This window comes from Sedimenticola hydrogenitrophicus (assembly GCF_025175675.1).
Lineage (GTDB): Bacteria > Pseudomonadota > Gammaproteobacteria > Chromatiales > Chromatiaceae > Sedimenticola > Sedimenticola hydrogenitrophicus.
Map to the genome: position 1 here is coordinate 24751 of NZ_JANIOA010000004.1, position 26770 is coordinate 51520.

A 26770-nucleotide genomic window follows, 5' to 3' on the forward strand; every position below is an offset into this window, starting at 1 on the left:
GACTGAATTGATACGGGTCTTATGTGCATGCCGCGATGGCCGATGTCAGTGCCTTGCGAATATCGTGATCATCGGTGATCGGTAGAACCAGGGCGATGTCACAAGCCTCGGCCAGGGGTATGCCGCGGTTGATCAGCTGGCCGACATGGATAAGCATCCGCGTCGAGGCCCCCTCATCCAGGCCATGCCCCTTCAGGTTGCGGGACTTTTCTGCAAGCTTGACCAGGGTGGCGGCAATCTTCTCGTCAACACCCGATTCGTGAGCGATGATGCGGGCTTCGACATCGAGCGCCGGGTAACCGAAGTCGACGGCCCCAAAACGCTGCTTGGTCGACTCCTTCAGATCCTTGAGCACACTTTGATAGCCGGGATTGTAGGAGATTACCATCTGGAAATCCGGGTGGGCCTTGAGTACCTCGTTTTTCTTCTCCAGCGGCAACATGCGCCGGTCGTCGGTTAACGAGTGAATGACCACGGTGGTGTCCTGACGAGCCTCGACGATCTCATCCAGATAACAGATCGCACCATGCCGAACTGCCAGGGTGAGCGGTCCGTCATGCCAGACGGTTCCGTCGGCATCCAGCAGGTAGCGCCCCACCAGATCCGATGCCGTCATATCCTCGTGGCAGGCAACACTGACCAGCGGCTTGTTAAGCCGCCAGGCCATATGCTCCACAAAGCGTGTCTTGCCACAGCCGGTCGGCCCCTTGAGCATGATCGGCATACGATCGGCATAGGCGGCTTCAAAATGTGCCACCTCCCGGCCCGTGGCATGGTAATAGGGTTCGTCGGTGATCAGGTAATCTTTCAAAGACATGGCTATAACTCATCAGTAATACAAGTTCGGCTGCTTCGTCGATCCAGTCGAAACCGGGTAACGGCATTTCGGGGGACCAGGCCCGCTGGGCCTGCCCCCGAAATTGCGAAGAGGCTAACGGTGGGAACTTGTCTTCTGGTTGGGGATGCCCTCTATCGGGCACTCTTCGGTGCCGACGGTTTGCCGCGTGATGGCCTCCACCTCCTTGCGTGTTGCCTCGGGATCGTTGACCCATTTTTTGTAGAAGTCGAAGGGGCATTCAGCAACACCGGTATCGCCGTCGCCGGATTTTATCTGGCCGGTATAACCGCGATGCAACAGTTTGAACAGATGATTCTGCGATTGACCATTCTTGCGTGCATCGCGAATCATGGAGACGGAGAGCTGGGCATACTGGATACCCATCTCCTCTTCGGCACAGGCACCCAGGGTCCGGCCATCAAAGCCAATGATGGATGAGTAACCAAAGTAGGAGTAGACACCATCGAAGCCGGTGGCATTGGCGACCGCCACATAGCAGTTGTTGGACCAGGCCATCGCCTTGGCCATGGTGACCTGCTGCTCCTTTGCCGGGTACATGTAACCCTGACAGCGGACAATCAGCTCGGCACCCTTCATGGCGCAATCACGCCAGATCTCCGGGTAGTTACCGTCATCACAGATGATCAGACTGATCTTCATACCCTTGGGGCCTTCGTTGACATAGGTGCAGTTGCCCGGATACCAGCCTTCAATCGGCACCCAGGGCATGATCTTGCGGTATTTCTGAACGATCTCGCCCTGATCGTTCATCAGGATCAGGGTATTGTAGGGCGCCTTGTTCGGGTGCTCTTCATGCCGTTCACCGGTCAGGGAGAAGACACCCCATACACCGGCTTCACGGCAGGCCTCGGAGAAGATCTCCGTCTCGGCACCGGGACACTGCGAAGCGGTTTCATACATCTCCTTTTCGTCATACATGATCCCGTGGGTGCTGTATTCCGGGAAGATAACCAGGTCCATTCCCGGTAGACCCACTTTCATGCCCTTGATCATGTCGGCTATCTTGTGACAATTTTCCAGAACCTCGTCTCTGGTATGCAAGCGAGGCATCTTGTAGTTGACGACGGCAACTCCGACAGTATCGTTACTACTGGTTATATCTCCATGAAACATATGCTTTACCCTCTGCTGTGATTGGACTTTACTTGCTGTTAAACGGTCATATGCCGATGCACCACCTCATCGGTCAGTTCACCGATGCCACCCTCTGCCGCGACCTGCCCCTTTTCCAGAACCATGAACTGGTTCGAGGCACGACGGACAAAGGGAATATTCTGTTCCACCAGAATGATGGTCAGTTTCATCTCCCGGTTGAGCATCAGGATCGCCTGCTCAATCTGCTCCACGATATTCGGCTGTATACCCTCGGTAGGTTCGTCCAAAAGAAGCGCCTTGGGATCCGCCGCCAGGGCCCGGGCGATGGCGAGTTGCTGCTGTTGTCCGCCCGACAGATTGCCGGCCCGTCGATGGAGATTCTGTTTAAGGTAGGGAAATATCTCGAGTGCCTGCTCGGGAAGTTCGCGGGATTTCCCTTTACGGGCAAAGGTGCCCATGAGGATATTTTCCCTTACCGTGAATTTGGGCAGGATGCCGCGTCCCTGGGGGACATAGGCGATACCCCGTTTTGCCCGGGCATGGGTCGACAAGCCACCGATCTCCTCACCGGCAAAAAACAATCCGCCACTGGAGCGGTCGGTGAGCCCCAGGATGGTCCGCATCAGGGTTGTCTTACCAACGCCATTGCGTCCCAGGACACTGACCAGTTCACCTTCGCCTACGGAGAAATTGACCTTCTGCAGTACCGGACTGTTGCCATAGAAGGAGTCGACCTGGTTCATTTTAAGCATGGGAGATTCCTCCACTACCCAGGTAGGCTTCCTGTACCCTGGGATTAATCTCGATCTCACCCACTGTGCCTTCGGCCAGCAGCTTGCCCTGATGCAGCACCGTAATGATCTCCGCGATTTCGCGTACGAAGGTCATGTCATGCTCGACGACCACCAGGGTGTGGTGGCCCTTCAGTGAATTGAAAATCGCAGCGGTTTTCTGGGTCTCGCCGATGGTCATGCCGGCGGTGGGTTCATCCATCAGGATGATTTTCGAATCCTGGATGATCAACATGCTGATCTCCAACCACTGGGTTTCGCCGTGCGATAGAAATGATGCCTGGGTGTCCAGCCTGTCCCGAAGTCCGGTCAGCTCCACCACCTCTTCAATGCGCTCGCGCCCGGCAGAGCCGGGCCAGCTGAAGATGTTGTGCCGGATGGATGTCTGCTTGCTGTAGGCCAGTTGCAGATTCTCTCGAACGGTCAGTTCAGAGAATATACTGGGGACCTGAAACTTACGGCCGATTCCCGCCCTGGCACGGTGGTGTTCATGCTTGTCGGTGATATCCACCCCATCCAGCAGGATGGATCCGGCGGACTGTCGGGTCTTGCCGGATATGATATCCAGGGTGGTTGATTTTCCAGCGCCGTTGGCGCCTATCAGACATCGCAACTCCCCCTGGTTGACCGAGAAGTCGAGACCATCGACCGCCTTGAATCCATCAAAGCTGACCTCCAGCCCTTTTGTCTCAAGATATGCCATCAGCTAATCCCCCTGGCGCGTTTGGTAGAGGAGAGCACCTGCACCTGGACCCTGTCGGTGCGCTTACGTCGCCAGCGAATCAGTTCGCCAATGCTGATCAGCCCTTTAGGCAAAAACAGCACGATAAGGACGAAGAAGCCGCCGAGAATCAGCTGCCATGTCTCCAGGAAGTTTTCAGAAAGGCTGCCCTGCGCGGCGTTCACCAGAATCGCACCGAGGGTGGCAGCCAACAGGGAACCCCGACCACCTACGGCACACCAGATCACCATCGACAGACTGAGCGATACCCCGACAAATGTGGGTGAGGCAAATTCCAGCACCATCGCGTACAGCATGCCGGCCAACCCGGCAATCCCTGCCGACAGGGCAAAGGCAAGTATCTGGTAGGCCGATACGTCATAGCCCAGGAAACGGACCCGATCGGGATCGTTGCGGATTGCCTGCAGTATCAACCCCGCCTTGGTGTGGGTAAAAATCCCCGTGCCTAGCAGACAGACCACCAGGGATCCGGCGGAGAGATAGTAAAAGGTCTTGCTGTAGGGATCGAATTCTATGCCGCCAATGGTCAGCCAGGCGAGATCGGTAATCCCGTTAAAACCACCGGTGTAGCGTTGCTGATCAATCAGCAAGAGATTGATGATCACCAACATGGCAAGGGTAATGATGGCGACAAATACGCCGGCGATGCGAGCCCGGAACACAAACCAGCCGAGCATTACCGCCAGCAGCACAGGGATGCCGATGCCGGCCGTGATGGCGAGATAGCTCCAGTGGAACGGTTCCCAGAACCAGGGTAGCTGTTCAACATTGTTCCAGACCATAAAATCCGGCAGCCCGCCGGTGCCGGTATGCACCGGGACTGTCTGCAGTTTCAGGTACATCGCCATGCAGTAGGCGCCGAGACCAAAAAAGGCGGCATGTCCCAGGTTGAGAATACCGGTATAGCCCCAGGCGAGACTCAGCCCCAGTGTTGCCAACCCCAGGATCAAATAGCGGGAAAACTTGTTCAGGGTGTAGGCGTCGTCAATCAATAACGGCAGCAGCAACACAGCCGCCGAAAAGATGGTGTAGCCAATAAGTGTCCGAAGAGATTTGCTGTTCATCATACGGTTTGCCTATTTTCTGACCAGTTGTGAGAACAGACCCTGTGGCCTGAATCGGATCAGCATCACCACGGCAATAAATACAATCACCTTGGCAAGGGTGTCATTGAGGAGGTAGGCCATGCCTGCGGTAACCTCGCCCAGAATGCCGGATGCGGCCGCGGTGCCCGCCACACTCCCCACGCCACCCAGTACCACGACCATGAAGGCGTCCACCACGTAGTGGGTGCCCATGTCAGGAGACACGCTCTTGATCGGTGCCACCAGGGAGCCGGCCACACCTGCCAGACCGGCACCGAAGGCGAAGGTCAGTCCGAAAATCCGCTGACTGTCAATGCCGGAGCATTCGGCCATTTCCCGGTTTTGGGTGATGGCCCTGAGCTTGGTACCGTATTCGGTCCGCATCAGTAAAAGCCAGGTCAGGAGAATCAACAGACCGGTCACCAGCAGAATAAACAGTCGATAGACAGAGAAGTTGATGCCAAGCAGATCGACACTGCGGCTAAGACTTTCGGGCAGCTCGACATAACGCAGTTCGGCGCCCGCTGTCAGGCGCACCAACTGTTGAAGCATGATCCCGATACCCCAAGTCGCGAGGATGGTGTCCAGGGGTCGGTGATAGAGATGGCGCACGATGCCGCGCTCAATCACCCAGCCGATACTGCCTACCATCAGGAATACCAGTACCAGACTTGGGATCAGGCCAATGCCGGCATATTGCTGTAGAAACCAGGTGGCATAGGCCCCCAGCATGACAAACTCACCATGGGCCAGGTTGATGACGCCCATGGATCCATAGATGATTGCCAGCCCCAGTGCGACCAATAACAGAATGGACGCGATACTGAGTCCGGTAAAAATTTGAGAAATGAAGACTTCCATGGACAAACCTCCGATTGACACACAATCAAAATGCAGCTAGCCGTCCCCCCGACAATCCCGCCCCACTCACATTGCCATGCGACGATGCGAGTGGGGCCAGGAGGGGTGGAATGGGTGTGTGAATCAGGCGCCCTTCAGCCCGCTGGCGGTACAGCTCTGCCCCTGGTACGCCCAGTAGGGTAGTGGCCGGACTCGCTCTGCGGATTGCTTGATCACCTTGAACTGGCCGTTGGATTGACAGACAGCAATCTTTGGCCACAGGTTTGTGTGTAGGTTTTCACCATCGATGCCGACCAGCCCCTGGGGTGCCATTAGCTCTTCGCCCTGAACCGCATCTCGGATATTCTCGGGACTGATGTCACTGGCGGCGAGTTTCGCCACCGCCTGTTTGAACAGGTGAACCTGAAAATAGGCCGGTTCCGAGACAAAATGGGTCACCGAGTCGGCGCCGTAGAGACGCTTGTAACTCTCTACAAATTTTTCATTTTCGGGAGATTCATGAACCATGAAGTAGGGCGCCGAAGTGAAATGTCCGGCACCGTACTCACCGCCCATTGCGGCAATCTCGACCTCGGAGGTGGTAAGGCTCGCCATGGGCATTTTTTCCGGGTCAAATCCAGCCGACTTGTATTGACGGTGCAGGGCGATGACTGAATCACCGACCACCGTGGAGAAGATTACATCCGGTTTGGTATCCCGGATCTTGTTGAGAACCGAGCTGAACTCCGAGTGTCCTAAAGGAACGTATTCTTCGCCGACGACCTCGCCACCCAATTGCTCCAGGAGAATCTTGCAGACGTTGTTCTCTTCCTTCGGATAGATGTAGTTCGATCCGACCAAGAAGAAGCGTTTGCCAAAATTCTCTGTCAGCCAGGGGATGAAATCCTTCTGTTGCTGATTGGGTGTCGCCCCGGTGTAGATCACGTTTTTCGAGCACTCACGACCCTCATACAGCGTTGGATACCAATAGAGATTTCGACGCTTCTCGAATACCGGCAGTACCGCCTTGCGGCTGGCCGATGTGTAGGAACCGAAAACACTCACGCAACGATCGCCCATGACCAGCTTACGCGCTTTATCGGAGAAGGTTGCCGGGTCGGAAGCCGGGTCTTCGACGATGGGTGTGATCTTCATTCCGTTGATTCCACCCTGGGCATTGATCTCTTCAATCGCCATCAGTGTGGCGTTATGCAGCGACTTCTCTACCACGGCTGTGGTGCCGGTCAGTGAATAGAGAACGCCAACCTTGATTTCGCCACCTGACGCGTAGGCCTGGCCCAGGTCCTTGACCCATATATGGGGGAAACCCACAGCCGCAGCGGCGCCTGCCGCTCCCTTAAGAAATGATCTTCTGTTTATAGCCATCTTATACTCTCTCCTCAGACTAAAAAAAAACCCCAACACCGGTTACCAAGCCGGTGTTGGGGCTTCTTTGCCCTGGACTCTCGCTGGACGTAGCGAAAAATCCAAAAAAAAGCCCTCCCAAGTCTAATGCTTGGTGAGGGCCTTGTTGCCTTGCGGAATACTAGAGCTCCCTTGCTCTGTTTCCTGGAAATATTCTAATCAGATTTCTGGAGCGATTGCAACAACTCATTCGCATTGATGATGGAGACCGCCATCTCCTCGGTCGTTACACGCTTGGACATGGCACGGTCCCGTATCAGCTTGTAGGCTTCTTTTTCACTGATATTCAGGGTATCCATTAACATGGATTTTGCTTGATTAATTTTATTGATACTCATCATCTTACGCTGAAGCTTGTGCGCCTTTTCACGTTGCGCCTTCTCGCGTAGCCACACCTGGCGGGCTGTAACCAGATTGGCCATAACGCCAAATGATCGTATCGGTCGCGTTATCACGGCATCGAAGTTGATATCAATAACCGCCTGTAACACCGTCGGCGCCTCATAGGAGACCAAGGCGATCAGGGTGGGTTTCAGAGGGCCATCATCGGAGCAGACTCTTCGCAGGTCATCCAGCGCATCCTCCTGTATGGTAATAAAAATTACATCGGCCATCGCCGGCAGCGGGTCCGGCAGCGGCCATAGGGCCTCAATCTGACAGCCGATCCGATCGAGTTGCCGGATTAATATCTCACCCTCCTGGTCATGGGGATGCACGACCAAAACCCTTAGATCGCGTAGAGTTTTTAATACATTGGCGGCCATTATTTTAATTTACTTCGGTTTGCCATATGAGGAGCAGTCTGCATAATCTTGAACTGCCTGAGACTCCAATCATTAACCTGTGGAGAGACCAGGTAGGGATCCGGTTTAACCGCCGAGGAGGTTGTCGCCACGACGACGAAGCGGCCGTTCGCGTCAACGCGCGCAATGCGCGGCCAAAGATAGGTGTGACCGTTATCCGGATCGATCCTGACGCGACCCTGTGGTGCTGAATACTCACCCCCCATAAGCTCGTTACGCAATACTTCTGTCCCAATGTCACCGCTCTTTTTCAGTGCTTCGGCAAACAGATGTACCTGAAAATAGGCGGCTTCCGCACCACTGGTTACCGGCTCATCGGCGCCAAATCTTGCTCTGAAGCGGGCAACAAAACACTCATTTTCTTCTGTCTCAATACCCTCGAAATAAGGTGCCGAGGTATAGTGTCCACAGGCCACCTCAGCACCCATCTCGCGTATATCTGCTTCATTTGTGGTCAGGCTGGCTATCGGGATCATATCAGAATTCAAACCAGCCCGAGCATAGGCGCGGTAGAAATGGGCTGTCGCCTGGCCGACAACGGTGGAGAAGATTACATCAGGCTGGTTCTTGACAATGTCCACAACAACGGATTCAAAATCCTCCTCGACCGCGTCCAGCGGCAAGTAACGCTCATCGATAATTTCACCGCCACTCTGACGCACCAGGTCGCGCATGATGCGGTTGGACTCGTAAGGGTAGATGTAGTTGGAGCCGACAAAATAAAACCGCTTGCCGAAAGACTCCATGAGAAAGTGCGCCAATTGCACACTGTTCTGATTCGGTGCCGCCCCGGTATAGATGACATTCGGCGAGAATTCAAATCCTTCATACAGCGTCGGATAGAATAGCAACGCGTTGTGCCGTTCAACAACCGGAAGAACGGCTTTCCGGGTGCTGGACATATAACAGCCGAAAATGACGTTAACCTTGTCCACATTCGTCAGTTGCAGTGCTAAGTCACGGAATCGGTACGGCTCGGAGGCGGGATCATAGATCACAGGCTCAATCTGACGGCCCAGCACGCCGCCTGCACTATTGAGCTCCTCAATGGCCAGCAGGGTGCCATTCAATTGTGTCTTTTCAATAACCGAAGTGACGCCCGTCTGAGAAAACAAGACACCAACCCTCCAGGATTGCGTCCGTTCACTGTGTCTCGGCATGATTCATACTCTCAATTAGGTATCCATAAAAAAGGCCCCAAGGTACCTTGACCAAGGAGCCGCATTGCTCTACGGAAATGTATGGCGTCTCCGTTGACGCAAATTTCCCTAAGCCCAAAGATAGAGCATCAAGATTTCATTTGCAACAACCTGTCGATCCGGGATGGGCCCGCCACTGTCCGGACCTGAGATGCGGTTCGTTTCACGTACCGCAACTTGCTTATTCGTCGGATTATGCTGCGCTAACCCGACAAAGCAATTGAGTCGGTACCCCGGATGGCGCCCGCGCTACGGGAACCCAACCGGCGCGCAGCCCCATGTGGGCGGAATCCAGGGCAGAGTTGTGCCGGGCTGAGCCGGCTCCCGGATTCCGCCGCCGTGGGCGCAAGCGGTTTATCCTGTTGGGGACATAGCGGCTTCATCCAGGCTACGATGCTCAATCCTCCCAGCGGCCAAAGCCGGGAATCCTGACATCATGTTCATCATACAGCCCCTGTTTGGCGCTCTGGTGACAGCTGTCGCAGTTGCTGAAGGAGCGGACCTCGGGATTGTCTTGAACCAGGTCCCGGCGAAGATCACTGTGCTCATATACAAAGTAGCGCAGCTCTGTGATACGCAGCGGCAGCGGCCGCTCGCCCTGGGCCGCCATAAGCTTGTTCGGCAGGCCATAGTTGGCGCGGCCGGCGGCGTTGTTGAGCAGAAAGTTACGGATGGCATCGCGGTTACTCTCGGTCAACTCCGCATTCTCCCCGAAATGGTCATCCAGGTGGCCCATGATCTGTTCCCAGGAGGTGGCGGGCAGCAGTCCGGGCTGATAGGGGAAATGACAGCCGCCGCACTCCCTGGTATAGAGCTGGGTCGTTTTTGGGTCGATCCCCGGGTTGGTGTTGGTAAACCAGGAGAGTAGCGATTTATCGCCATCGCTCAGCGCCACGCCGGCCGTGGTCAGCAGCGATACCGCCAGCACGCCGGCATTCAGCCAATATCTTTGTTTCATTTTATTGCCCTTCATGTTGTCCTCCCGGCCAAGTGCCTATCCGTTCGGTTGTTGAATAAACAGGAGCAGGTCGCCCTTCTCCTGCGCCGTGCACTCCCGGCCGAAGGTCCATTTGCAGTTACGCAGGAACCACTTCTCGATCTTTTCCCTGTCCGACAGGCGTTGTGGATTAACCGCCGGTTTCATCGGCTCGATCACCTTGCCGGTGCGGATATGTTTGCCGGGGAGTTCCAGGTTCTGTCCGTGACAATCACTGCAGCTCCGTTCGTTGCCGCCTGTATCCGGCCGGTTACTGCTGAGCCAGAGCCTTCGACCGGTCTGTGCATCGAACGGCCCGGCTCCCAGGCTCCGGTAGTCGTTGAGCGACTGTTCCGCTGCCGCAAAGAGCTGGGTGGTAGTCGTCAGCAGTAGCAGGCCAGTAAAAGTTTTGAAACGCATCGTTGTGTCTCCTGTGTGTATCAGTGCGGGGCCTGCTTGCGGCCGTTGATCATGGCGCGGACCAGGTTTTCCCCGTGCTGCAGGCTTGCCAGCAGCACGCCGGCCAGGTGGAACAGCACCAGCAACAGGGTAAGGTTGGCGAAGAACTCGTGCACCTCCTCGGCGGCCTTGCCGATGGCGTCGGGAACGCCGCTCATCAGCGTGGCCAACGGTCCGGCCGCTTGCTCGGCGCCATAGGTGACCAGGCCCGAGACGATGGTCAGGGTCAGGGCGATCAGCAGGGCGAACACCATGGCGCCGCCGGCCGGATTGTGGCCGAGGTAGCGCGCCGCGCGGAAGCGGATCACCTGTTTCAGGTAGGCCAGCACGCTGCCGGGGGGATGGGCGAAATCGCTGAAGCGGGCATGCCGCGGACCGACGATACCCCACACCAGCCGGAACAGAATCAGACCGATGATGGTATAGCCGGCCAGGGTGTGCAGGGCGATGAAATCGTCCTCGGTGAGGTAGGCGATCATGAAGCTGCCAGCGAGTGTCCAGTGGAAAACGCGGGTCGGCAGATCCCAGACCTTGATCTCGTTGTCGGGCAGTGGTGTGTTCATCGGGTCTCTCCATCATTGAGTTGCGGGAAGCCTAACAGCGGAAGCTGAAACCAAACTTAAAACATGAGCTGAAAACGGCGGCGTTATCTTCCGTACTGCGATCCGTCAGTGAGCGGAAATCACCGGTTTCGGCGCTGTTTCTGCGCCACCTCGCGCATCAGTGCGTTCACCATCTCCTGTTCGGATATACGCCCGTCCGCGTCGCTGTCCACGCTTTCGAACGCCCAGATGTCCGGACTGGCCGAGCGTTTGCGCCGGGCCTGCGCGAACGGTTCGAACTCGTCCCTGTCCAGGTATCCATCCCGGTTGGCGTCATAACCCGAGTAGGTCCCGCCGCCATCGGCGGCGACCGGTTGGATGGATACCAGCGACAGCGCGATGCTGCCCGCCAGGAGGATGGATTTCAGCGGCTGGGAGTAAGGTTTCAAGGTCATGTCAATGCTCCTGTCTGTGGGTCGGTCAGTCATCATGCTCCCGGCTTCGATTCTGCCAGGCTTGCGATCCGCCGTTTTCCGGCCGGCGCAATAATCCGTTCCTGTAGCCCCCGGATCGCCAGATCCGCTTGGCCTCGTCCTCGTCGCCGCTGCGATGGCACTCGGTGCAGTTCTCGTAGTCCCGGATACCCTCCTCGAAATGCTCCTCGCGGATCTTCGAACGGGAGTGTTCGTGACAGCCGTAGCAGGTGTATTTGGCATAGTCATCATTGATGTGGCAGGTGGCGCACTCGGTGTCATGGTGTCGATCGAATCGGAAGTACTCCCGATGGTCGAAGGTGGCGGGCCGCCAGGCGTCGTTGCTGTGGCACTGCGCGCAATTGCCCTTGATCTTCCGGTGCAGGGCGTCTCCGGGGTTGCTGTGGCAGCTGTCACACTGCTCCTGCACCGATGCCCGCAGCAGTTCATGGGAGAATCGGCCGATGGGCCGGAACGGCTGCACCCCCTTGTGTTCGCTGTGGCAAGCCATGCAGTCATCTTCGACCAGCTGCTGATGGAAGGCGACGTTCTTCTGCTCCTTGTCGATGGCGATCCCCCGGGTGGTCTTCAGGCCGATCTCCGCGACCTGGTGGCAGGCGATACACTGCCGTGACGTACTGCCAATGAAGGGGACATGGCAGGCGAAGCAGTCGTTTGCGAGCTCACCGTGGGCCGCGATCGGTTTGCCCGGGCTGATCATCCATTGCGGCGCGAAGATCGCCAGCAGGAGCAGGACTGCCAGGTTCGCCATGACGATGCGGGTGATCAGTTTTTTGTTCATCGCCATTGCCAGAAAAGAAGGATACCGAGGATGTGTGTACTTGCCAGCACGGCGAAGGCCAGGGTGATCGGCAGGTGGACGGTACGCCACTGTTTCATCAGGTCGTAGGTGGTGGCGTCCCAGAACAGCCGCTTCTCAACCTCCACCTCGGTCAGCCCCTCCTGCAGATACAGCTCCTTTTTCTGTGCCAGGAAGCTGCGCGAGCGATCCAGGAGGTACTTGCCGGTCATGCCGCTGATGATGTTGATCAACATGGCGATCAGGGCGAGCCAGGGCAGAATGGCATACACGTGAATGCCGGCGTGCACCAGGACAAACAGGGCACCCACCCAGGTCAGGGTTTCGTGCAGGACGAGCAGCGTTTTGGGTTTGCCGAAGTGAATCTTTTTTCGCTTGCGCAGCGAGTAGAGGAAGGATGACAGGATCAGCAATGTACCGGGTATGCCGAGCCAGCGACCGATCCAGGCCAGTCCGAACAGGTGCAGCAGGGCATCGGCGATGATGGTGGCCAGGATCAGTGAGCCGAACATCAGCAGGAAGGGGAGCACTTCTTTGCGTAACAGGGAGCGTTGCATGGCGATTCTCTAGGCGGCCAGGGTCAGGTCGTTTTTCGGCCGGGTGATACACAGCAGGCAGTGGCCGGGCTCCACCTCGGCAACGGCCGGCTGGTCGTACACCACGTCACCCGATTCAATGGGGGTCTGGCAGCCGCCGCAACTGCCGGCACGACAGCCCGCGTCCACCTCGATGCCCTGGGCCTCGGCGAACTCCAGCAGGGAGCCGGCCTGCCGGTCCCAGGCGATCTGCCTGCCGGATCGGCCGAAGGTAACGCTGATCTCCGCGGCGGCCGTCTCGGATTGCGTCTCGGTCGCACCAGGCCGGGCGAGTGTGGCGGGCCCGAAGGATTCGTAGAAGATGTCGCCAATACCCAGTTCTTCCAGGCCGGGCGCCAGGCTCTCCATCATGGCCGGGGGGCCGCACAGGTAGAACTGGTAGTGCGCCGGTTTCAGGGTGGCACGCAGCAACGGCACATCCACCCGGCCGCGATGCTGAAAATCGAGCCCCGCGGTTTCCCCGTCGGCCGGAGCGCTGTAGCAGCGGTACAGGTGGAAGTTGGCGTGCCGTTCGGCCAGGGATCGGAGGTGATCCCCCATGATCTCCTCGCGGCCGTTGCGTATGCCGTAGAAAAGCCAGATCTCACGTGGGCTGCCGCTCTCCAGCAGCCGGTTGAGCATGCTCAGCATCGGGGTGATGCCAATGCCGCCGCCGATCAGCACCACCGGCGACTGATCCTGCTCCCGTAGATGGAAATGGCCGGCGGGGGCGCGGACCTTGAGACGCGAGCCCTCCGTCACCCGATCATGGAAAAAGTTGGAGGCGACTCCCGGCGGCTGCACCGGCTGTCCGGGCAGTGCCGGCACCCGTTTGATCGAGACCCGGTAATAGTCCGGATGAGGGGCGTCGGACAGGGAGTAGCAGCGGATCACGGATCCGCTTCGGCCGCCGGCCGGGTCGTCCACGGGCAGCCGGAAGGTCAGGAACTGGCCTGGCTTGAAAGGGGGGAGCGGCCGGCCGTCCACCGGGCGCAGATAGAAGGAGCAGATGGTGCCCTGCGGGTCCTCGCTGACACGGCGTTGTACCACAAACTCCCGGAATCCTTTCCAGGTGGATGCCGCGGTGGCGGGCGGTACGGACGCGGCCGCGCAAAATAGGGCGCGCCGACGATACAGTGCAGTCAGGGTGAATAGGCCGACCTGCAGGCTGATCGCCGCCAGGATAATGAATGCGAGGGTGCCGGTGGTCATCTGGTATCCGTCAATTGGGTAGCCGGGTGGTTAATTCTTGAGAGGGATTGTGACGCGGTAGCATGAAATGAAGCTGAAAATGGCACCGGAGCGCCGGGCGCTGCCTTCGCTCAGGTGCCGGTTCCGGGGTAGGGATTGCCCGGTTGCCGCAGCCGGGTGGATATCGCAACATAGCGGCCATACGGCGGCCTGCTCCCTTCCAATGGCCCTTTAGATGCGGGAGAAATTGCCGCTATAGCCTTGTGAACGCCCAACAAATTGGCAAAGGGGGGCTGATGCATACCGTACAGAATCGCTGGCAACCGGAGCACGGCTGGCTGTGGCCGCTGGGAGAGCGCAACAGAAGTCAGCTGTTGCTGGTCTTCGCAGCAAAACGCCTGCTGGCCGAGGGCGAATTGCTGCGGCAGATCCGGGAGACCTATCCGTCCGCTCTGATCATCGGCTGCTCCACCGCCGGCGAGATCATGGGGCGGCGCGTCTATGACGACACTCTCTGCCTGACCGCGATAGAGTTCGAGAAGACCCGGGTCAAGGGGGCTCGGGTGCGGGTGGAGGATGCCGCCGAGAGCCACGCCGCCGGCCGGGAGCTGGCCCGGCAGCTGGCGGCGGACGACCTGAAACATCTGTTCGTGCTCTCCGATGGCCTGCACATCAACGGCAGCGAGCTGGTGCGCGGTGTCACCGAGCACCTCCCGCCCGGGGTGACGGTCAGCGGCGGCCTGTCCGGCGACGGTGACCGCTTTGAACAGACCCTGGTGGCCTGGGGTGACGAGATCCGGGAGCGGCAGATTTCGGCCATCGGGCTGTATGGCGAACATATCTCTGTGGGCTGCGGTTCGCTCGGCGGCTGGGACAGCTTCGGACCGGAGCGGCTGATCACCCGCGCCAGCGGCAATGTGCTCTACGAACTGGATGGGCAGTCGGCCCTGGATCTGTACAAGACCTACCTGGGGGAGCACGCCATGGGGCTGCCGGCCACCGGCCTGCTGTTTCCCCTCAGCCTGCGCCTGCCGGAGAACGAGAAGCCGATCGTGCGCACCATCCTGGCGGTGGACGAAAAGGAACAGAGCATGACCTTTGCCGGGGACATACCGCAGGGCTGCTATGTACGGCTGATGAAGGCCAATTTCGACCGCCTGGTGGATGGCGCGCTCGGGGCGGCGGAGACCGCCGGCCACGGCTTGCGCCAGGGTGCCCCGGAACTGGCCATCCTGATCAGCTGCGTCGGCCGCAAACTGATCCTGAAACAGCGGGTCGAGGAGGAGGTGGAGGCGGTGCACGAGGTGCTGGGTGACCAGGCCGTGTACACCGGGTTCTACTCCTACGGCGAGATCTCCCCCTTCACCCCGGATGCGCGCTGTGAACTGCACAACCAGACCATGACCATTACCGCCCTGTCGGAGCGCTGATGCACAAACTGTTGACCAGACAGCTGCGCCGACACCTCCCGCCGGAGTGGCTGGAAAAGCCTGAGTTGCGCGGACTGCTGGAGGCGATCGATACGGCCTACGCGCAGCATGACCAGGACCGTACCCTGCTGGAGCGGGCCATGGATCTCAGTTCGGGGGAGCTGACCAGCGCCAACAAGAGCCTGAAGCTGATCCTGGATTCGATCCCCGACGATATTTATGAATTCAATGCCGACAAGCACGTACGGCACCGTACCCTCAACAACCACCCGCCCTTCATGCTCTGCCACAGCGCGGGCTGCAGTGGGCTGTATGAGGTATTCGTCCAGGATGTGGCCGAGCAGTACGACAGTGCCCTGATCGAGGTGCTGCGCAGCCGGGAACCGGTGGAGTTCGAGTTCAGCTTTCCGGACGGTGACACAAATCTCTACTACGAGGCGAGGCTGGTGCCGGTGCAGCATGACCGGGTGCTGGCCCTTACCCGCGACATCACCAAGCGCAAGCTGTCGGAGGAGCAGATCGCCTGGCTGGCCTACCACGACAGCCTCACCGGGCTGCCCAACAAGCGGCTGTTCCGCGAGCGGGTCGATCAGGCCATCATCAACGCCCGGCGCCATGACCGGAAGCTGGCGGTGCTGGTGCTCGACCTGGATGGCTTCAAGTTGATCAACGACACCATGGGACACCCGGTCGGCGACCTGCTGCTGAAGGAGATTGCCAGACGGCTGCTGGAGTGTCTGCGCTCCAGCGACCTGACCGAGGCGCAGCACGTGGCCCGACTGGGCGGTGATGAATTCACCATCCTGTTCGATGATGTGGAGCAGGTGGCGCACATCTCACGAATCCTGCCGTGTATCACTTCGACCATAGCCCGACCGCTGCTGCTGGGCGACCAGGAGCTGGTGATCTCCTCCAGCATGGGTATTGCGGTCTATCCGCAGGATGGCGAGGATGCCGATCAGCTGATCAAGAACGCGGACGCGGCCATGTACCACGCCAAGGAGCTGGGCAAAAACAACTTTCAGTTCTTCACCGAGCAGTTGAACAAGGTCTCCATGGAGCGGCTGTTGCTGGAGACCGGCTTGCGTCGGGCGCTGGAAAAGGGCGAGTTCGAACTCTATTACCAGCCGCAGATCGACCTGGCCAGCGAGCGCCTGATCGGCTTGGAGGCGCTGCTGCGCTGGAAGCACCCGGAGTTGGGGGGCGTGTCGCCGAATGTTTTTATTCCTATTGCCGAGGAGAGCGGCCAGATCATCCGCATCGGCGAGTGGGTGATCAGCCGCGCCATCGAGCAGTCGCTGGCGTGGCAGAGCGAGGGCTATGAGCCGGTGCGGATCTCCGTCAACCTCTCCGGCAAGCATCTGCAGAACCATGAATTCACCGACTATCTGGTGGAGCTGCTGGAGACCACCGGTATCGATACCGATCTGCTGGGAATCGAGATCACCGAGTCCTCATTGCTGTTCAATCGCGAGCAGACCCTGCTCACCCTGGGCGATATCAAGGCGATGAATATCAAGCTGAGCATGGATGACTTCGGCACCGGCTACTCCTCCCTGGGCTATCTGAAACAGTTTCCGATCGACGTGCTGAAGATTGACCGGAGTTTCATCCAGGATATCCAAGTGCGGGACGCCGAGACCGGCCTGGTGAAGACCATCATCGACATGGGGCACGTGCTGGGCATGGAGGTGGTGGCGGAAGGGGTGGAGACCCGGGAGCAGCTGGAGTACCTGAAAAAGCACGGCTGCGATGCGGTGCAGGGCTTCTTCTTCAGCCGTCCGCTGCCGGCCGCGGAGATCGTCAATCTGTTGCATAAGGTCTGAAGGCCGGGGCCGTCAGCGCCAGATCCGGAAAAACAGCCGGTGACGGGGCGGCCGCACCCGGCCGAACTCCCCCGGCAACCGGCCACCCCGGACATCGTCCGGGAGTATCGGGTAGTTCGGTATCTCCGGGTCGTCCCGCAGTTCCAGCAGTCGCCGCACGCGCTCGGCGGTTTCCGGATGGGTGCGCAGCAGCGAGGGTTCCGGGTCGCGGTAGCCCGGCAGCAGGATGCGCCGCCACAGGCTGGTTTCCCGGTCCTCGATCTTGCCCAGGGCCGAGGCCAGCCCCACCGGATCACCGGTGATGCGCGCCGCGCTCAGGTCGGCCTGGAACTCCCGCACCCGGGAGAGGCCGAGTTGCAGCAGGGCGCTCAGGGTGGGCGCGGCGATCAGCAGCAACAGGCCGATCAGCGGCAGCGGGGCTATGCCCAGCAACACCAGCGGCAGCGAAATCAGCGCCAGCAGGATGCCCGTCAGCGACAACATGTGGGTGAGGCGGCTGATCACGTCCGCCAGATTCATCAGGCGCATGTCGTGATTGGCGATGTGGCTGGTCTCATGGGCCAGCACCCCGGCCAGCTCCCGCGGTGTCAGCAGCTTCAGCAGGCCGTCGGTCAGGGCGATGGCCGCTTCGTCGCGGCTGCCGACGGAGAAGGCGTTGATGGCGCTGCTGGGTATCCAGTAGAGGGCCGGGGTCGGGGTGACGCCGGCGCGGTGGCCGATCTGCTCCATCAGGCGGGTCAGGTCCGGGGCCTGTTGGGGGTGGAGCCGACGTGCGTGGTAGAGCCGCAACAGCCAGTGGGGTGAGATATCGGGCAGGGTGCTCATGGCGAGGATCACCCCGACAAACACCCAGGGCCAGACCCCCTCGCCGAACAGCACTCCGCTGATCAGCGCCAGCAGCAGCGCCATGCCCCCGATCAACAACAGGGTATGGAGCAGATTGCGCAGCCTGTGTTCGGCGGTCAGCGATTGGTTCATCCGGATTTACCGAGAGTCTGTCCCTAAGGATGAGGGTTGTGCAAACGGGGATGATTTGCAAGTTTCGACACTGGGGGCGCGCTGTTCGTTCGCCCCTGTCTGGAACCTGTATCCGTGACTTTACGGCGTGCACTGGAGGTCTTGGGTGATTGTATGCCGCGGGGGTGACGCATCCAAGCATGCAGATCCTCTCTCACAAGCATTGGCGCGTTTAGATGATGTGGCCCCGCGATTCCGTGCCCGTCATTGCCACGGGTCAGCCGAATTCAAACATCGACATGCCGAGGTTGCCGTAGCTGTAACTGTGGTGGAAGCGCCGGCCGGGACGTTGGCGATCGCCCGCCGCCCAGGCGGTCAGCAGTGGGGCGAAGTGCTCGCTGGTCGGATGGGCGGCGGGAAACAGCGGGCTGGATTGTTCGGCGCTCAACAACTCCTCGAAGCGGTTGCCTTCCACGGTCTCCCGCAGCCATTGTTCAAAGTCGCTGGCCCAGGTGTCGGTCCGCTCCTCGCGGTTCATGGCGCGCAGATTGTGCACCGAGCCGCCGGAGCCGATGATCAGTACCTCCTCGTCGCGCAGCGGCCGTAGCGCCTCGCCCAGGCGGGCGCATTCCGGCAGATCCGCGGACGGCAGCGAGACCTGGATCACCGGGACCCTCGCCTGTGGATGGCTCAGCAGCAGCGGTATCCAGGCGCCGTGATCGAGCCCCCGGTCCGGAATCAGTTCACTCGCGATGCCATGGGCGCGCAGCCGGTCGGCAATGTTTGCCGCCAGTCCCGGGTCGCCTTTCGCCGGATAGGTCAGTTGGTACAGCGCCTCGGCAAAGCCGCTGAAGTCGTGGATGGTGCCGTGGGCCTCGCCCGCGGTGACGCCGACCGGCCGGCGGATCCAGTGGGCGGAGACGACGACAATCGCCCGCGGTTGCGGGTAGCGCTCGCCGAGCTGGCGCAGCGCCGTGACCGCCGCCTGCTCCGTGAGGATGAAATCGGGGGCGCCGTGGGAGATGAAAAGTGCGGGATAACGCGATGGCATGGGCTGCTCCGGGGATCGATTCGATCTATGATAAACCGACAGCTGGGATTGTGGATGGCTACCTGGCCGGGCTCTGGTGACGCCGCTTCGCTCATAAGATCCGGGGTAAGATCCGGGGGAGCTGTAATCAGGTGACCCCGCCGGAAACGGGCATTGCCTGATTCTGTCCGGCTGTTTATGGTTACCAACAGTGTATCTTCAAAAGGGGTTGCCAGGGGAAGTTTGGGCGGCAAATCGAGTCAATAGGGACGGCATAATTTCAAATCATGAATATAAGACAATTTTTCCAGCCAATGGGGCTGTGTTGCCTGCTGGGTTTGGCCCAAAGCGGGGCTGCATACGCCGTAGTGGAGCCGCTGGGTGGCTCATCTCTGTATGAAGAGGCGTTGATCAGGTTTCAGGAAAATGAGCTGTCAACGGCGGTGATCCATTTGAAGAATGCCTTGAGGGATGATCCGGATTTCCTTGCGGCGCATTTGCTGCTGGGGCGTGCGTACCTGGAACAGGGAGAAGGTGCCCTGGCGGAAAGGGAATTGAATGTGTCCCTGAAACTGGGGGCCGACCGGGCACTGGTGTCGGTGCCGCTGGGTCAGGCCTATAAGCAGCAGAGGAAGTATCGGCAGATTCTGGATGAGATAGGGGAGGGTGAATTTCTTCCGGACGTGAATGCCGAAATCATGGTGCTTCGGGGTGATGCCCATCTGGAACTGGGTGAGATCGAAAACGCGGACCAGGCCTTTAGAAAGGCGATGCGGTACAACACGACCGCGGTCTCCCCGGTGCTGGGGCTGATTTCGGTGCTGCTGCGAAAAGGTGAATTCAATGCCATTGAGCCGCTTTTGCTGCAGGCGATGGATCTGGCTCCACAGGACCCCGATGTATGGCATACCAAAGGTGCGGTCGCCCATGCCCGGCATCAGTTCGAGGCGGCTGTGCAATCCTACAGTAAGGCCTTGGAACTGAATCCGGACTACTACAAGGTCCGGCTCGCCAGGGCGGGCGCCTATATGGATATGGGCAAGTATGACCTGGCTCTGGTAGAGCTGGATGAAATTGCCGAGAAACAGGCATTCGACCCCCAGCTATCCTATCTGCGCGGGGTGGCCTATTCACGTCTCGGCGATCCCCAGGCATCCAGGGAGGCCATGATGGAGGCCCACGGCGTCATGGCCAAATTGCCCACCGAGGTGAAACAGGAACACCTGGAGACCCTGCTGTTGTCGGGCTTGATCGACTACAGCATGAACAACATGGATGAGGCCTATGCCAGCCTGGAACTCTATCTCAAACGTGTCCCGGAGAATCCGGGTGCGCGCAAGCTCATGGCTACCATCCTGTTTGACAGGGGCCAGTACGACAGGGTAATCCAGGTGCTCAAACCGGCGCTCAGCCAGGTACCGAACGACTATAAACTGCTTACCATGCTGGGAACCGCCTACATGAGAAACGGGCGGCACCTGAAGGCCATTGAACTGCTGGACAGGGCGGTGGCACAAGGGGGTGATGCCGTCGAGGCCCGCACCCAGATAGCCTTGAGCCACCTGGCGCAGGGGCGGAGCGAGGTAGGCGTGGAGCAGTTGAGCGAGGTGTTCGCCATGACCGTGGAGGCACGCATGGCCGGGGTGACCCTGGTTCTGGAACACCTCAGACGTAAGGAAAATGAACAGGCGGTTAAAATCGCCAAACTACTCAGCGAGCACAATCCACAAAACCTGGAACTGATGAACCTGCTGGCATCGACCGAGATAGCGGCCGGTGATATCGCCGCCGCGACCGGCCATCTTGAGCGGATTCTGAAGCAAGATGACAAATTTCTCGGTGCGGAATTAAACCTGGTCAAGATCGATCTGGCGGCAGGCAGGATTGAACAGGCAAGAGGGCGAATCGAAAAGGTCAAACTGGATCACCCTGGAAACATCCTGGCCATGGTTGAGCAGGCCAGGCTGGAGGAGGCCGACGGCAACCCCACGGCGGCGCTTGAACTGCTCCTCAAGGCGGTCGCCCTGGATGAGCGGTCGGTCGCCAATAACCTGTATCTGGGCGAGCTGTACATGCGGCTGGGAATGTCCCGGGAGCTTGATCAACATATGCAGAAACTGGAGCGGCTGTTTCCGGATGACCTGCAGGTGATGCGTCTGATCGGACTCAGTCACCTTGCCCGGAATAACCACGAACTGGCGAGAACCCAGTTTCGGCGCATGTCCAATGCGGCTGGCTATAGCAAACCCGTGCTGCTGGATGCGTCGCGGCTGTTGCGGGCCGCCACGGACCCGGACGGCGCCACCTGGGCGCTGATGAAAATACTCGAGGACAGTCCCCGTTCGGTTCCGGCTCAGACCGCCTTGGCGGAGGTACTGCTTGCCGCGGGGAAGCGTGAGCAGGCGGAAAAGACCATCGGCCAGCTCATGCATTTTCATCCCGACGAACCGGCCAGCCATCGCTTGCAGGCAGAGCTCGCCCTGGCGAGGGGTGACTTTGTCGCGGCGATTGCCGGCTACAAGCAGGCGATTGCCATGGGCGCACGCGACGCCGTTCTGCGGTTGTATCAGGCCTATCTGTTCAGCGGAGATGTGGAGCGCGGGGTGCGGTTTCTGGAAACGACGCTGCAGGCGGACCCGCGGGCCGGTGATCGCGGTGTATTAAAAAAGGCCCTGGCGGAAGGTTACCTTCGACTGGAGGATCTGCAGGCGGCGGGTGACATCTACGCGACGCTGACGGAGGCCGGTAACCGTGATCCCGAAGTGTTTAACAACCTTGCCATGATCCGTTTCCAGCAGGGTGACGCCGGCGCCATGGCGCTGGCGCGCCGGGCTTATGAACTGGCGCCGGACAGTCCGGTCATCAACGATACCCTGGGTTGGATTCTGGTAAAAAGTGGCGAGCCTGCCGAGGGTCTGCGGTATCTGCGTAACGCCAGCCTTATGGCGGCGGCCAACAAACGCATCCGCTTCCATATCGCTACTGCCCTGGTCTCGCTTGGACGCCGGGGCGAGGCCCGCCAGGAGTTGCAGGGACTGGTCGCGACCGGCGAGGCGTTCGCGGACCTGGTCGCGGCCAGGGCCTTGCTGGAGCGGTTGGAAACCGATGATTAGTGTCGGAATTTTTTACACTTTGACCGGGGTGAATGAAATGCTGGTGTATAACCACTTGAAATAAGTTCATATTTTATCTTGGCATTTAAGTTGCAATAAATTATTTACTCAGGTTCTGCCGGCACTGCCGCGTGGATGAATAGCATGACTGCCAGGGTTGCACAGATGAGAACCAACAACAAAATTGCAACGATCACACTTCCGGGGATACTGACCCTGTTGCTATCGGGTCAGGTGATGGCCGACTGGTCCTGGGACTTTACCAGCGCTTACACAGGCAACAGCTCCGGCATGTCCTTCGATGGCAGCGGCGGGGCACCGGATGTCAGCGTGACCGGCTGGTCCAATGCCAACTATGCCTCCGGTTCCGGGAGCAGCAGCTATGGGACCGGTGATCTGGTGCAGCGCAACCTCGCTCAATGGAGCGGGGGGCTCGGTGTCTACAGCGGAGAGGATTGGGGCAGCCCGTCTCACGCCATGGATAACCAGTATCGCATCGATGCCATTCTCCTCAGCTTTGGCGGCACGGCGGTTACCCTGAATCAGGTGAAGTTTGGCTGGAACGACAATGGCGGGACGGATACCGATTTCTCTCTGAGTGCATATACCGGCGGCGGCAGCACCAACCTGAGCAGCATGGAGTACGCTGATCTGGCGAGTAGCGGCTGGACCACCATCGGCAGCTATTATGACGCAGGAACCAGCGTTAAGTCGGTAAATGTCGGAGATGTCTCTTCCAGCTACTGGCTGATCAGCGCGCTCAACCCCAATCTGGGCGGTACCAGCAACACCAACTTTTACGGCAATGATTTTTTCAAGCTGACCGGCGCCGCTGGTATAGGGCCGTCCACCACCACCGAGGTGCCTGAACCCTCCACCCTGCTACTACTGGGTGGTGTGCTGCTCATCCTGTCATTGCGCTCCAGGGCGGCAAACAACCGGCAGTCAGGCTACACGGTACAGGTCTAGCGCGAAAACAGCGACGAGTTGGGGATAACAAACGGGTTACCGGAGCAATTCGGTAACCCGTTTTGTGTGGTGTGTGTTGTTCCGGTCAGGTGGCGGTTCAGATCAGGAACAGCGTCGCCAGGCCGAGGAAGCTGAGAAAACCGATCACGTCGGTGACCGTGGTCAGGATCACCGCCCCCGACAGTGCCGGGTCGATACCCCAGCGGTGCAGCAGCAGCGGGATGGTGATGCCGGAGAGAGCCGCCGCCAGCAGGTTGAGCACCAGCGCCGCGCCGATGATCAGCGCGATACCCGGGTCGCCGAACCAGAGGTAGGTAACCAGGGAGACCACCAGGGCCCAGACCAGGCCGTTGACCGCCCCCACCAGCAGCTCCTTGATGGTGAGCCAGCGCACGTGGGCGCTGGCGATCTGGTTCAGGGCCAGGCTGCGGATGGTCAGGGTCAGGGTCTGGCTGCCGGCGATGCCGCCCATGCTGGCGACGATCGGCATCAGCACCGCCAGGGCGACGATCTGGTCCAGCGCCTGCTCAAAGCGGCCGATCACCCAGGCGGCGGCAAATACGGTGATCAGATTGATCCCCAGCCAGAGACCGCGGCGCCGGGCGCTGGGCAGCACCGGGGCGAACATGTCCTCCTCTTCATTCAGGCCGGCACTGCGCAGCAGGGTGCGGTCGGACTCCTCACGGATGACGTCGACGATGTCATCGATGGTGATGCGCCCGAGCAGCTTGCCGGCCGCGTCCAGCACCGCCACCGAGATCAGGTCGCGGCGCTCGAACAGGGCGGCCACGTCGTGCTCGCTGAGGTCGGCGCGCACCGTGGCGGCCTCCGGCTGCATCACCGCCTCCACCCGGGTGGCGGGATTGCTGGTGAGCAGGTCGGCGACATCCAGCTTGCCGAGATAGCCGCCGTCGTCATCGATCACCATCAGGCTGTCGGTATGGGGCGGCAGGGACTCGTGGCGGCGCAGCCAGCGCATCACCACCGCGATGCAGACATCCGGACGCACGCTGATGACGTCGGTACTCATGAGCCGCCCGGCGCTCCCCTCCTCGTAGTTGAGCACGCTGTCCAGGCGTTTGCGGTGGTCGGCATCCAGTGCCAGCAGCAGTGTGGCGGTCAGATCCTCCGGCAGCTCATCGATGAACTCGGCCAGGTCTTCCGGGGCCATCGATCCGGCCGCCGCCACCAGTTCGCCCTGATCCATCTCGTCGACGATGGTGGTACGCGCCTCGTCGTGTAGAAACGAGAGTACCTCGCTCTCCTGCGCCACCGGCACCGCTTCCCACAGGTCGCTGCGTTGTTCCGGCGGCAGGGATTCGAGCAGGCTGGCGACCTCGGCCGGGTGGGTGGCGAGCAGGGTGCGGGTCAACGCCTCCTGGCTGCCGGCCTCCAGGTCGGCAATCACCTGATCCAGCAACTGGGTCTGGGACGGGGTGGTTTCGAGTTCGCTGATCATGATGCGCGCTTCTTTGCCGGTCGTTCGGCATGGGTTGGGTTGATCGCGGCGCCTGCCGGGCAGGCGGTTTCTCTTTTCGAGTGTAGCGGGGGGGGGGCTCCCAGCCCGGCGGGGTGTCAGGCGGGGCTCAGGGGGGAGACTCGTTCACAGCCCCTTGATGAAAACTTTGGAGTTGCGCTGATAGTTGTACAGCTGCTGCCTGGCCAGCGGCAGAGAGTTGACCTGGGTCGGGACGAAGCCCCGCTCCCTGAACCAGTGGGCGGTCTGGGTGGTGAGCACAAACAGGCGCTCGATGCCGGCGGTCAGTGCCCGCTTCTCCATGTGGGCGAGCAGGGCATCGCCGCGCCCGCTGTTGCGGTAGTCCGGGTGCACGGCGACCCCGGCCAGCTCGCCGATCCGTTCCTCGGGATAGGGGTGCAGGGAGGCGCAGCCGATGATCGCGCCATCCAGTTCCACCACGGTGAAGCGTTCGATCTCGGTCTCCAGCAAGTCGCGAGAGCGCCGCACCAGGGTGCCGTTGGCCTCCAGCGGTCCGAGCAGCTCCAGGATACCGCCGATATCGTCGATGCGCGCGCCGCGGATCTCCTCGTAGGGTTCGGCGGTCAACAGGGTGCCGACACCGTCACGGGTGAACAGCTCCTTGAGCAGGGCGCCATCCATCTGGCGGTCGATCAGGTGGGTCCGCTTCACGCCCCCCCGGCACGCCTTTACCGCATGGTTCAGTTGCTGGACCAACTCCTCCGGCAGGCTTTTGCGCCGTTGCAGGATCGACTCCACCTCGCGCGGTATCACGTTGGTCCGCACCTTGCCCCGGGTGTCGGTGAGGCCCTTGCCTTCGACCAGCATGATCAGCTTGTCGGCGCCGAGGGCGATGGCCACGGCACTGGCCACGTCGGCTGCGCCGAGGTTGAATACCTCGCCGGTGGGCGAGTAGCCGAGCGAGGGCACCAGGGCAATCGCTCCGGCATCCACCACGCGCTGGATCGCCCCGGCGTCGATACGCCGCACCATGCCGGTGTGGCCGTAGTCGATACCGTCGCGGATACCGATCGGCTGGGCGGTGACGAAGTTGCCGGAGACCACGCGGATATGCACCCCGGCCATGGGCGAGTTGGCCAGCCCCATGGAGAGGCGCGCCTCGATCTCCACCCGTACCGCGCCGGTGGCGTCCTTGACACAGGACAGTGCCGCCTCATCGGTTACCCGCAGGCCGTTGATATACTGCATTTCGGTCTGGTGCAGGCCGAGCCGCTCCTCGATCTGCGGACGCGCGCCGTGTACCAGCACCAGTTTGATGCCGAGCCCGTGCAACAGGGAGATGTCGTGGATCAGGTCGGCAAAGCTCTCCTCGGCCACCGCCTCGCCGCCGAACAGGATAACCACCGTCTTGCCGCGGTGGGCATGGATATAGGGGGAAGAGTTGCGAAACCAATCGACGAAAGGGTCATGTTTGTTTTTGCTGTTTTTTGCCACGCGTACTGTTTCCGTTGGGCCAACATCCAGGGTGAAGCTCCAGGCCCGGCCTGGAGTTCCCTAATGTAAACCGCATTACGGAATAATTCGAGTGTTAACCGGAGATAATGGTGCATCTGCCCGGCCGCTGCCGGGAGTGCCCTGCGCTGCGGTCCTGTGACGAGATGGCTGCGGCTAGGGCTACCCTTTCCCACAAATGCCGATGAACACGCGTGTAGGATGGGTGGAGGCGCGGCACCCTTGTTGACGGCTATTCGCGGTGGTCGGGCGCGCCGTAACCCATCTTCGGATGCGATCCGGCCCACTTATGGGTAAAGGGCAGGGCTAACCGTCGTAGGGTGAAATCCGGTCGAGCAACTCCCGCCCGATCCGCCCCAGGTAGGCGTAGCTGCGTACCGCGAGCAGCCCCAGGAACAGCAGCCACCAATTCCACAAGGCGAAGCCGGCGGCAATCAGCGCGAGGGCGGCGATAAAGGATCCGATGAGCGCCCAGAAGTAGAGGATCATGCCGAATCCGTCGTAACCTCTGAACAGCGCCAGCAGACGTTCCTCGACAGTATGGGCCGGGTGCGGGGTGGTGAGCGGGGGGGATTTGCGGGACATGGTTGGTTACTCCTTTCTGAGTCGCTGTTGTGTGT

The 26770-nt window shown here is 59.9% G+C and carries 25 protein-coding genes; 4 read left to right on the top strand and 21 right to left on the bottom strand.

What is annotated here, in order from left to right:
• Window positions 1-19 precede the first annotated feature (19 nt).
• From NPX02_RS03620 to NPX02_RS03695, 16 genes are all read right to left on the bottom strand, one after another.
• Complete coding sequence (locus NPX02_RS03620; protein WP_305792741.1) at window positions 20-817, bottom strand: CbbQ/NirQ/NorQ/GpvN family protein; 798 nt, start codon at window positions 815-817, stop codon at window positions 20-22.
• Between the two features lie 114 nt (window positions 818-931).
• On the bottom strand, window positions 932-1972 hold the full coding sequence (locus NPX02_RS03625) for an aliphatic amidase (protein WP_260291858.1): 1041 nt from the start codon (window positions 1970-1972) through the stop codon (window positions 932-934).
• Between the two features lie 38 nt (window positions 1973-2010).
• Window positions 2011-2706 (bottom strand): urea ABC transporter ATP-binding subunit UrtE, encoded by a 696-nt coding sequence (urtE, locus tag NPX02_RS03630; RefSeq protein ID WP_260291859.1) that lies wholly within the window; start codon window positions 2704-2706, stop codon window positions 2011-2013.
• Window positions 2699-3448 (bottom strand): urea ABC transporter ATP-binding protein UrtD, encoded by a 750-nt coding sequence (gene urtD / locus NPX02_RS03635; protein WP_260291860.1) that lies wholly within the window; start codon window positions 3446-3448, stop codon window positions 2699-2701. The genes urtE and urtD overlap by 8 nt, the downstream gene beginning before the upstream one ends.
• The gene (urtC, locus tag NPX02_RS03640) at window positions 3448-4551 is read right to left on the bottom strand and encodes an urea ABC transporter permease subunit UrtC (RefSeq protein WP_260291861.1); all 1104 of its coding nucleotides are present in this window, start codon (window positions 4549-4551) and stop codon (window positions 3448-3450) included. The genes urtD and urtC overlap by 1 nt, the downstream gene beginning before the upstream one ends.
• Before the next feature lie 12 nt (window positions 4552-4563).
• A complete protein-coding gene (gene urtB / locus NPX02_RS03645; protein WP_260291862.1) occupies window positions 4564-5433 on the bottom strand; it encodes an urea ABC transporter permease subunit UrtB in 870 nt (289 codons plus the stop codon).
• Window positions 5434-5556: 123 nt separating this feature from the next.
• Window positions 5557-6798 (bottom strand): transporter substrate-binding domain-containing protein, encoded by a 1242-nt coding sequence (locus NPX02_RS03650; protein ID WP_260291864.1) that lies wholly within the window; start codon window positions 6796-6798, stop codon window positions 5557-5559.
• Window positions 6799-6992: 194 nt separating this feature from the next.
• Window positions 6993-7601, bottom strand: coding sequence for an ANTAR domain-containing response regulator (locus NPX02_RS03655; protein WP_260291865.1), 609 nt, complete (start codon window positions 7599-7601; stop codon window positions 6993-6995).
• Window positions 7601-8800 (bottom strand): transporter substrate-binding domain-containing protein, encoded by a 1200-nt coding sequence (locus tag NPX02_RS03660; protein WP_260291866.1) that lies wholly within the window; start codon window positions 8798-8800, stop codon window positions 7601-7603. Before NPX02_RS03660 ends, NPX02_RS03655 begins: the two co-directional genes overlap by 1 nt.
• Window positions 8801-9236: 436 nt before the next feature.
• Entirely contained in the window at window positions 9237-9797 is a 561-nt protein-coding gene (locus NPX02_RS03665) for a diheme cytochrome c (protein WP_260291867.1), read from the bottom strand.
• A gap of 36 nt (window positions 9798-9833) precedes the next feature.
• Window positions 9834-10235, bottom strand: a complete 402-nt coding sequence (locus tag NPX02_RS03670; protein WP_260291868.1) for a DUF1924 domain-containing protein — start codon at window positions 10233-10235, stop codon at window positions 9834-9836.
• Window positions 10236-10255: 20 nt separating this feature from the next.
• Window positions 10256-10837, bottom strand: coding sequence for a cytochrome b/b6 domain-containing protein (locus tag NPX02_RS03675; RefSeq protein ID WP_260291870.1), 582 nt, complete (start codon window positions 10835-10837; stop codon window positions 10256-10258).
• 119 nt (window positions 10838-10956) lie between these two features.
• A complete protein-coding gene (locus NPX02_RS03680; protein ID WP_260291871.1) occupies window positions 10957-11271 on the bottom strand; it encodes an EF-hand domain-containing protein in 315 nt (104 codons plus the stop codon).
• 25 nt (window positions 11272-11296) lie between these two features.
• Window positions 11297-12091, bottom strand: coding sequence for a cytochrome c3 family protein (locus NPX02_RS03685; protein WP_260291873.1), 795 nt, complete (start codon window positions 12089-12091; stop codon window positions 11297-11299).
• On the bottom strand, window positions 12088-12666 hold the full coding sequence (locus tag NPX02_RS03690; RefSeq protein ID WP_260291874.1) for a hypothetical protein: 579 nt from the start codon (window positions 12664-12666) through the stop codon (window positions 12088-12090). Before NPX02_RS03690 ends, NPX02_RS03685 begins: the two co-directional genes overlap by 4 nt.
• Window positions 12667-12675: 9 nt before the next feature.
• Window positions 12676-13896, bottom strand: a complete 1221-nt coding sequence (locus NPX02_RS03695) for a 2Fe-2S iron-sulfur cluster-binding protein (RefSeq protein WP_260291875.1) — start codon at window positions 13894-13896, stop codon at window positions 12676-12678.
• Between the two features lie 275 nt (window positions 13897-14171).
• Between NPX02_RS03695 and NPX02_RS03700 the strand changes: the two genes are divergently transcribed.
• On the top strand, window positions 14172-15305 hold the full coding sequence (locus NPX02_RS03700) for an FIST signal transduction protein (protein ID WP_260291876.1): 1134 nt from the start codon (window positions 14172-14174) through the stop codon (window positions 15303-15305).
• Entirely contained in the window at window positions 15305-17131 is a 1827-nt protein-coding gene (locus NPX02_RS03705; RefSeq protein ID WP_260291877.1) for a putative bifunctional diguanylate cyclase/phosphodiesterase, read from the top strand. Before NPX02_RS03700 ends, NPX02_RS03705 begins: the two co-directional genes overlap by 1 nt.
• 12 nt (window positions 17132-17143) lie before the next feature.
• Here the strand turns inward: NPX02_RS03705 and NPX02_RS03710 are convergent, their stop codons facing one another.
• Together NPX02_RS03710 and NPX02_RS03715 are read right to left on the bottom strand one after the other, a co-directional pair.
• Window positions 17144-18109 (bottom strand): zinc metalloprotease HtpX, encoded by a 966-nt coding sequence (locus NPX02_RS03710; RefSeq protein WP_260291878.1) that lies wholly within the window; start codon window positions 18107-18109, stop codon window positions 17144-17146.
• A gap of 256 nt (window positions 18110-18365) precedes the next feature.
• The gene (locus NPX02_RS03715) at window positions 18366-19139 is read right to left on the bottom strand and encodes a DODA-type extradiol aromatic ring-opening family dioxygenase (RefSeq protein ID WP_260291879.1); all 774 of its coding nucleotides are present in this window, start codon (window positions 19137-19139) and stop codon (window positions 18366-18368) included.
• 266 nt (window positions 19140-19405) lie between these two features.
• Between NPX02_RS03715 and prsT the strand changes: the two genes are divergently transcribed.
• Both prsT and xdp1 read left to right on the top strand, forming a co-directional pair.
• Window positions 19406-22231, top strand: coding sequence for an XrtA/PEP-CTERM system TPR-repeat protein PrsT (prsT, locus tag NPX02_RS03720; RefSeq protein WP_260291880.1), 2826 nt, complete (start codon window positions 19406-19408; stop codon window positions 22229-22231).
• Window positions 22232-22396: 165 nt separating this feature from the next.
• Window positions 22397-23200 carry an exosortase-dependent surface protein XDP1 gene (gene xdp1 / locus NPX02_RS03725; protein WP_260291882.1) on the top strand — a complete coding sequence of 268 codons (804 nt, stop codon included), beginning with the start codon at window positions 22397-22399 and terminating at the stop codon, window positions 23198-23200.
• A 97-nt stretch (window positions 23201-23297) separates the two neighbouring features.
• Here xdp1 and mgtE read toward each other — a convergent pair whose 3' ends face one another.
• From mgtE to NPX02_RS03740, 3 genes are all read right to left on the bottom strand, one after another.
• Entirely contained in the window at window positions 23298-24659 is a 1362-nt protein-coding gene (gene mgtE, locus NPX02_RS03730) for a magnesium transporter (RefSeq protein ID WP_260291884.1), read from the bottom strand.
• Between the two features lie 144 nt (window positions 24660-24803).
• Window positions 24804-26132 (bottom strand): amino-acid N-acetyltransferase, encoded by a 1329-nt coding sequence (argA, locus tag NPX02_RS03735; RefSeq protein WP_260291886.1) that lies wholly within the window; start codon window positions 26130-26132, stop codon window positions 24804-24806.
• A 324-nt stretch (window positions 26133-26456) separates the two neighbouring features.
• Window positions 26457-26735 carry a hypothetical protein gene (locus NPX02_RS03740; RefSeq protein WP_260291887.1) on the bottom strand — a complete coding sequence of 93 codons (279 nt, stop codon included), beginning with the start codon at window positions 26733-26735 and terminating at the stop codon, window positions 26457-26459.
• Between the last annotated feature and the right edge of the window lie 35 nt (window positions 26736-26770).

What these genes read in the sequence shown, in the direction of transcription:
- prsT (WP_260291880.1), top strand. Translation starts at nt 19,406, where the DNA reads ATGAATATAAGACAATTTTTCCAGCCAATGGGGCTGTGTTGCCTGCTG.
- NPX02_RS03675 (WP_260291870.1), bottom strand. Translation starts at nt 10,837, where the DNA reads ATGAACACACCACTGCCCGACAACGAGATCAAGGTCTGGGATCTGCCG.
- NPX02_RS03685 (WP_260291873.1), bottom strand. Translation starts at nt 12,091, where the DNA reads ATGAACAAAAAACTGATCACCCGCATCGTCATGGCGAACCTGGCAGTC.
- mgtE (WP_260291884.1), bottom strand. Translation starts at nt 24,659, where the DNA reads ATGATCAGCGAACTCGAAACCACCCCGTCCCAGACCCAGTTGCTGGAT.
- NPX02_RS03695 (WP_260291875.1), bottom strand. Translation starts at nt 13,896, where the DNA reads ATGACCACCGGCACCCTCGCATTCATTATCCTGGCGGCGATCAGCCTG.
- NPX02_RS03665 (WP_260291867.1), bottom strand. Translation starts at nt 9,797, where the DNA reads ATGAAACAAAGATATTGGCTGAATGCCGGCGTGCTGGCGGTATCGCTG.
- NPX02_RS03660 (WP_260291866.1), bottom strand. Translation starts at nt 8,800, where the DNA reads ATGCCGAGACACAGTGAACGGACGCAATCCTGGAGGGTTGGTGTCTTG.
- urtD (WP_260291860.1), bottom strand. Translation starts at nt 3,448, where the DNA reads ATGGCATATCTTGAGACAAAAGGGCTGGAGGTCAGCTTTGATGGATTC.
- NPX02_RS03700 (WP_260291876.1), top strand. Translation starts at nt 14,172, where the DNA reads ATGCATACCGTACAGAATCGCTGGCAACCGGAGCACGGCTGGCTGTGG.
- urtB (WP_260291862.1), bottom strand. Translation starts at nt 5,433, where the DNA reads ATGGAAGTCTTCATTTCTCAAATTTTTACCGGACTCAGTATCGCGTCC.
- xdp1 (WP_260291882.1), top strand. Translation starts at nt 22,397, where the DNA reads ATGAGAACCAACAACAAAATTGCAACGATCACACTTCCGGGGATACTG.
- urtC (WP_260291861.1), bottom strand. Translation starts at nt 4,551, where the DNA reads ATGAACAGCAAATCTCTTCGGACACTTATTGGCTACACCATCTTTTCG.
- NPX02_RS03690 (WP_260291874.1), bottom strand. Translation starts at nt 12,666, where the DNA reads ATGCAACGCTCCCTGTTACGCAAAGAAGTGCTCCCCTTCCTGCTGATG.
- NPX02_RS03625 (WP_260291858.1), bottom strand. Translation starts at nt 1,972, where the DNA reads ATGTTTCATGGAGATATAACCAGTAGTAACGATACTGTCGGAGTTGCC.
- NPX02_RS03680 (WP_260291871.1), bottom strand. Translation starts at nt 11,271, where the DNA reads ATGACCTTGAAACCTTACTCCCAGCCGCTGAAATCCATCCTCCTGGCG.
- NPX02_RS03670 (WP_260291868.1), bottom strand. Translation starts at nt 10,235, where the DNA reads ATGCGTTTCAAAACTTTTACTGGCCTGCTACTGCTGACGACTACCACC.
- urtE (WP_260291859.1), bottom strand. Translation starts at nt 2,706, where the DNA reads ATGCTTAAAATGAACCAGGTCGACTCCTTCTATGGCAACAGTCCGGTA.
- NPX02_RS03740 (WP_260291887.1), bottom strand. Translation starts at nt 26,735, where the DNA reads ATGTCCCGCAAATCCCCCCCGCTCACCACCCCGCACCCGGCCCATACT.
- NPX02_RS03705 (WP_260291877.1), top strand. Translation starts at nt 15,305, where the DNA reads ATGCACAAACTGTTGACCAGACAGCTGCGCCGACACCTCCCGCCGGAG.
- NPX02_RS03710 (WP_260291878.1), bottom strand. Translation starts at nt 18,109, where the DNA reads ATGAACCAATCGCTGACCGCCGAACACAGGCTGCGCAATCTGCTCCAT.
- NPX02_RS03715 (WP_260291879.1), bottom strand. Translation starts at nt 19,139, where the DNA reads ATGCCATCGCGTTATCCCGCACTTTTCATCTCCCACGGCGCCCCCGAT.
- NPX02_RS03655 (WP_260291865.1), bottom strand. Translation starts at nt 7,601, where the DNA reads ATGGCCGCCAATGTATTAAAAACTCTACGCGATCTAAGGGTTTTGGTC.
- NPX02_RS03620 (WP_305792741.1), bottom strand. Translation starts at nt 817, where the DNA reads ATGTCTTTGAAAGATTACCTGATCACCGACGAACCCTATTACCATGCC.
- NPX02_RS03650 (WP_260291864.1), bottom strand. Translation starts at nt 6,798, where the DNA reads ATGGCTATAAACAGAAGATCATTTCTTAAGGGAGCGGCAGGCGCCGCT.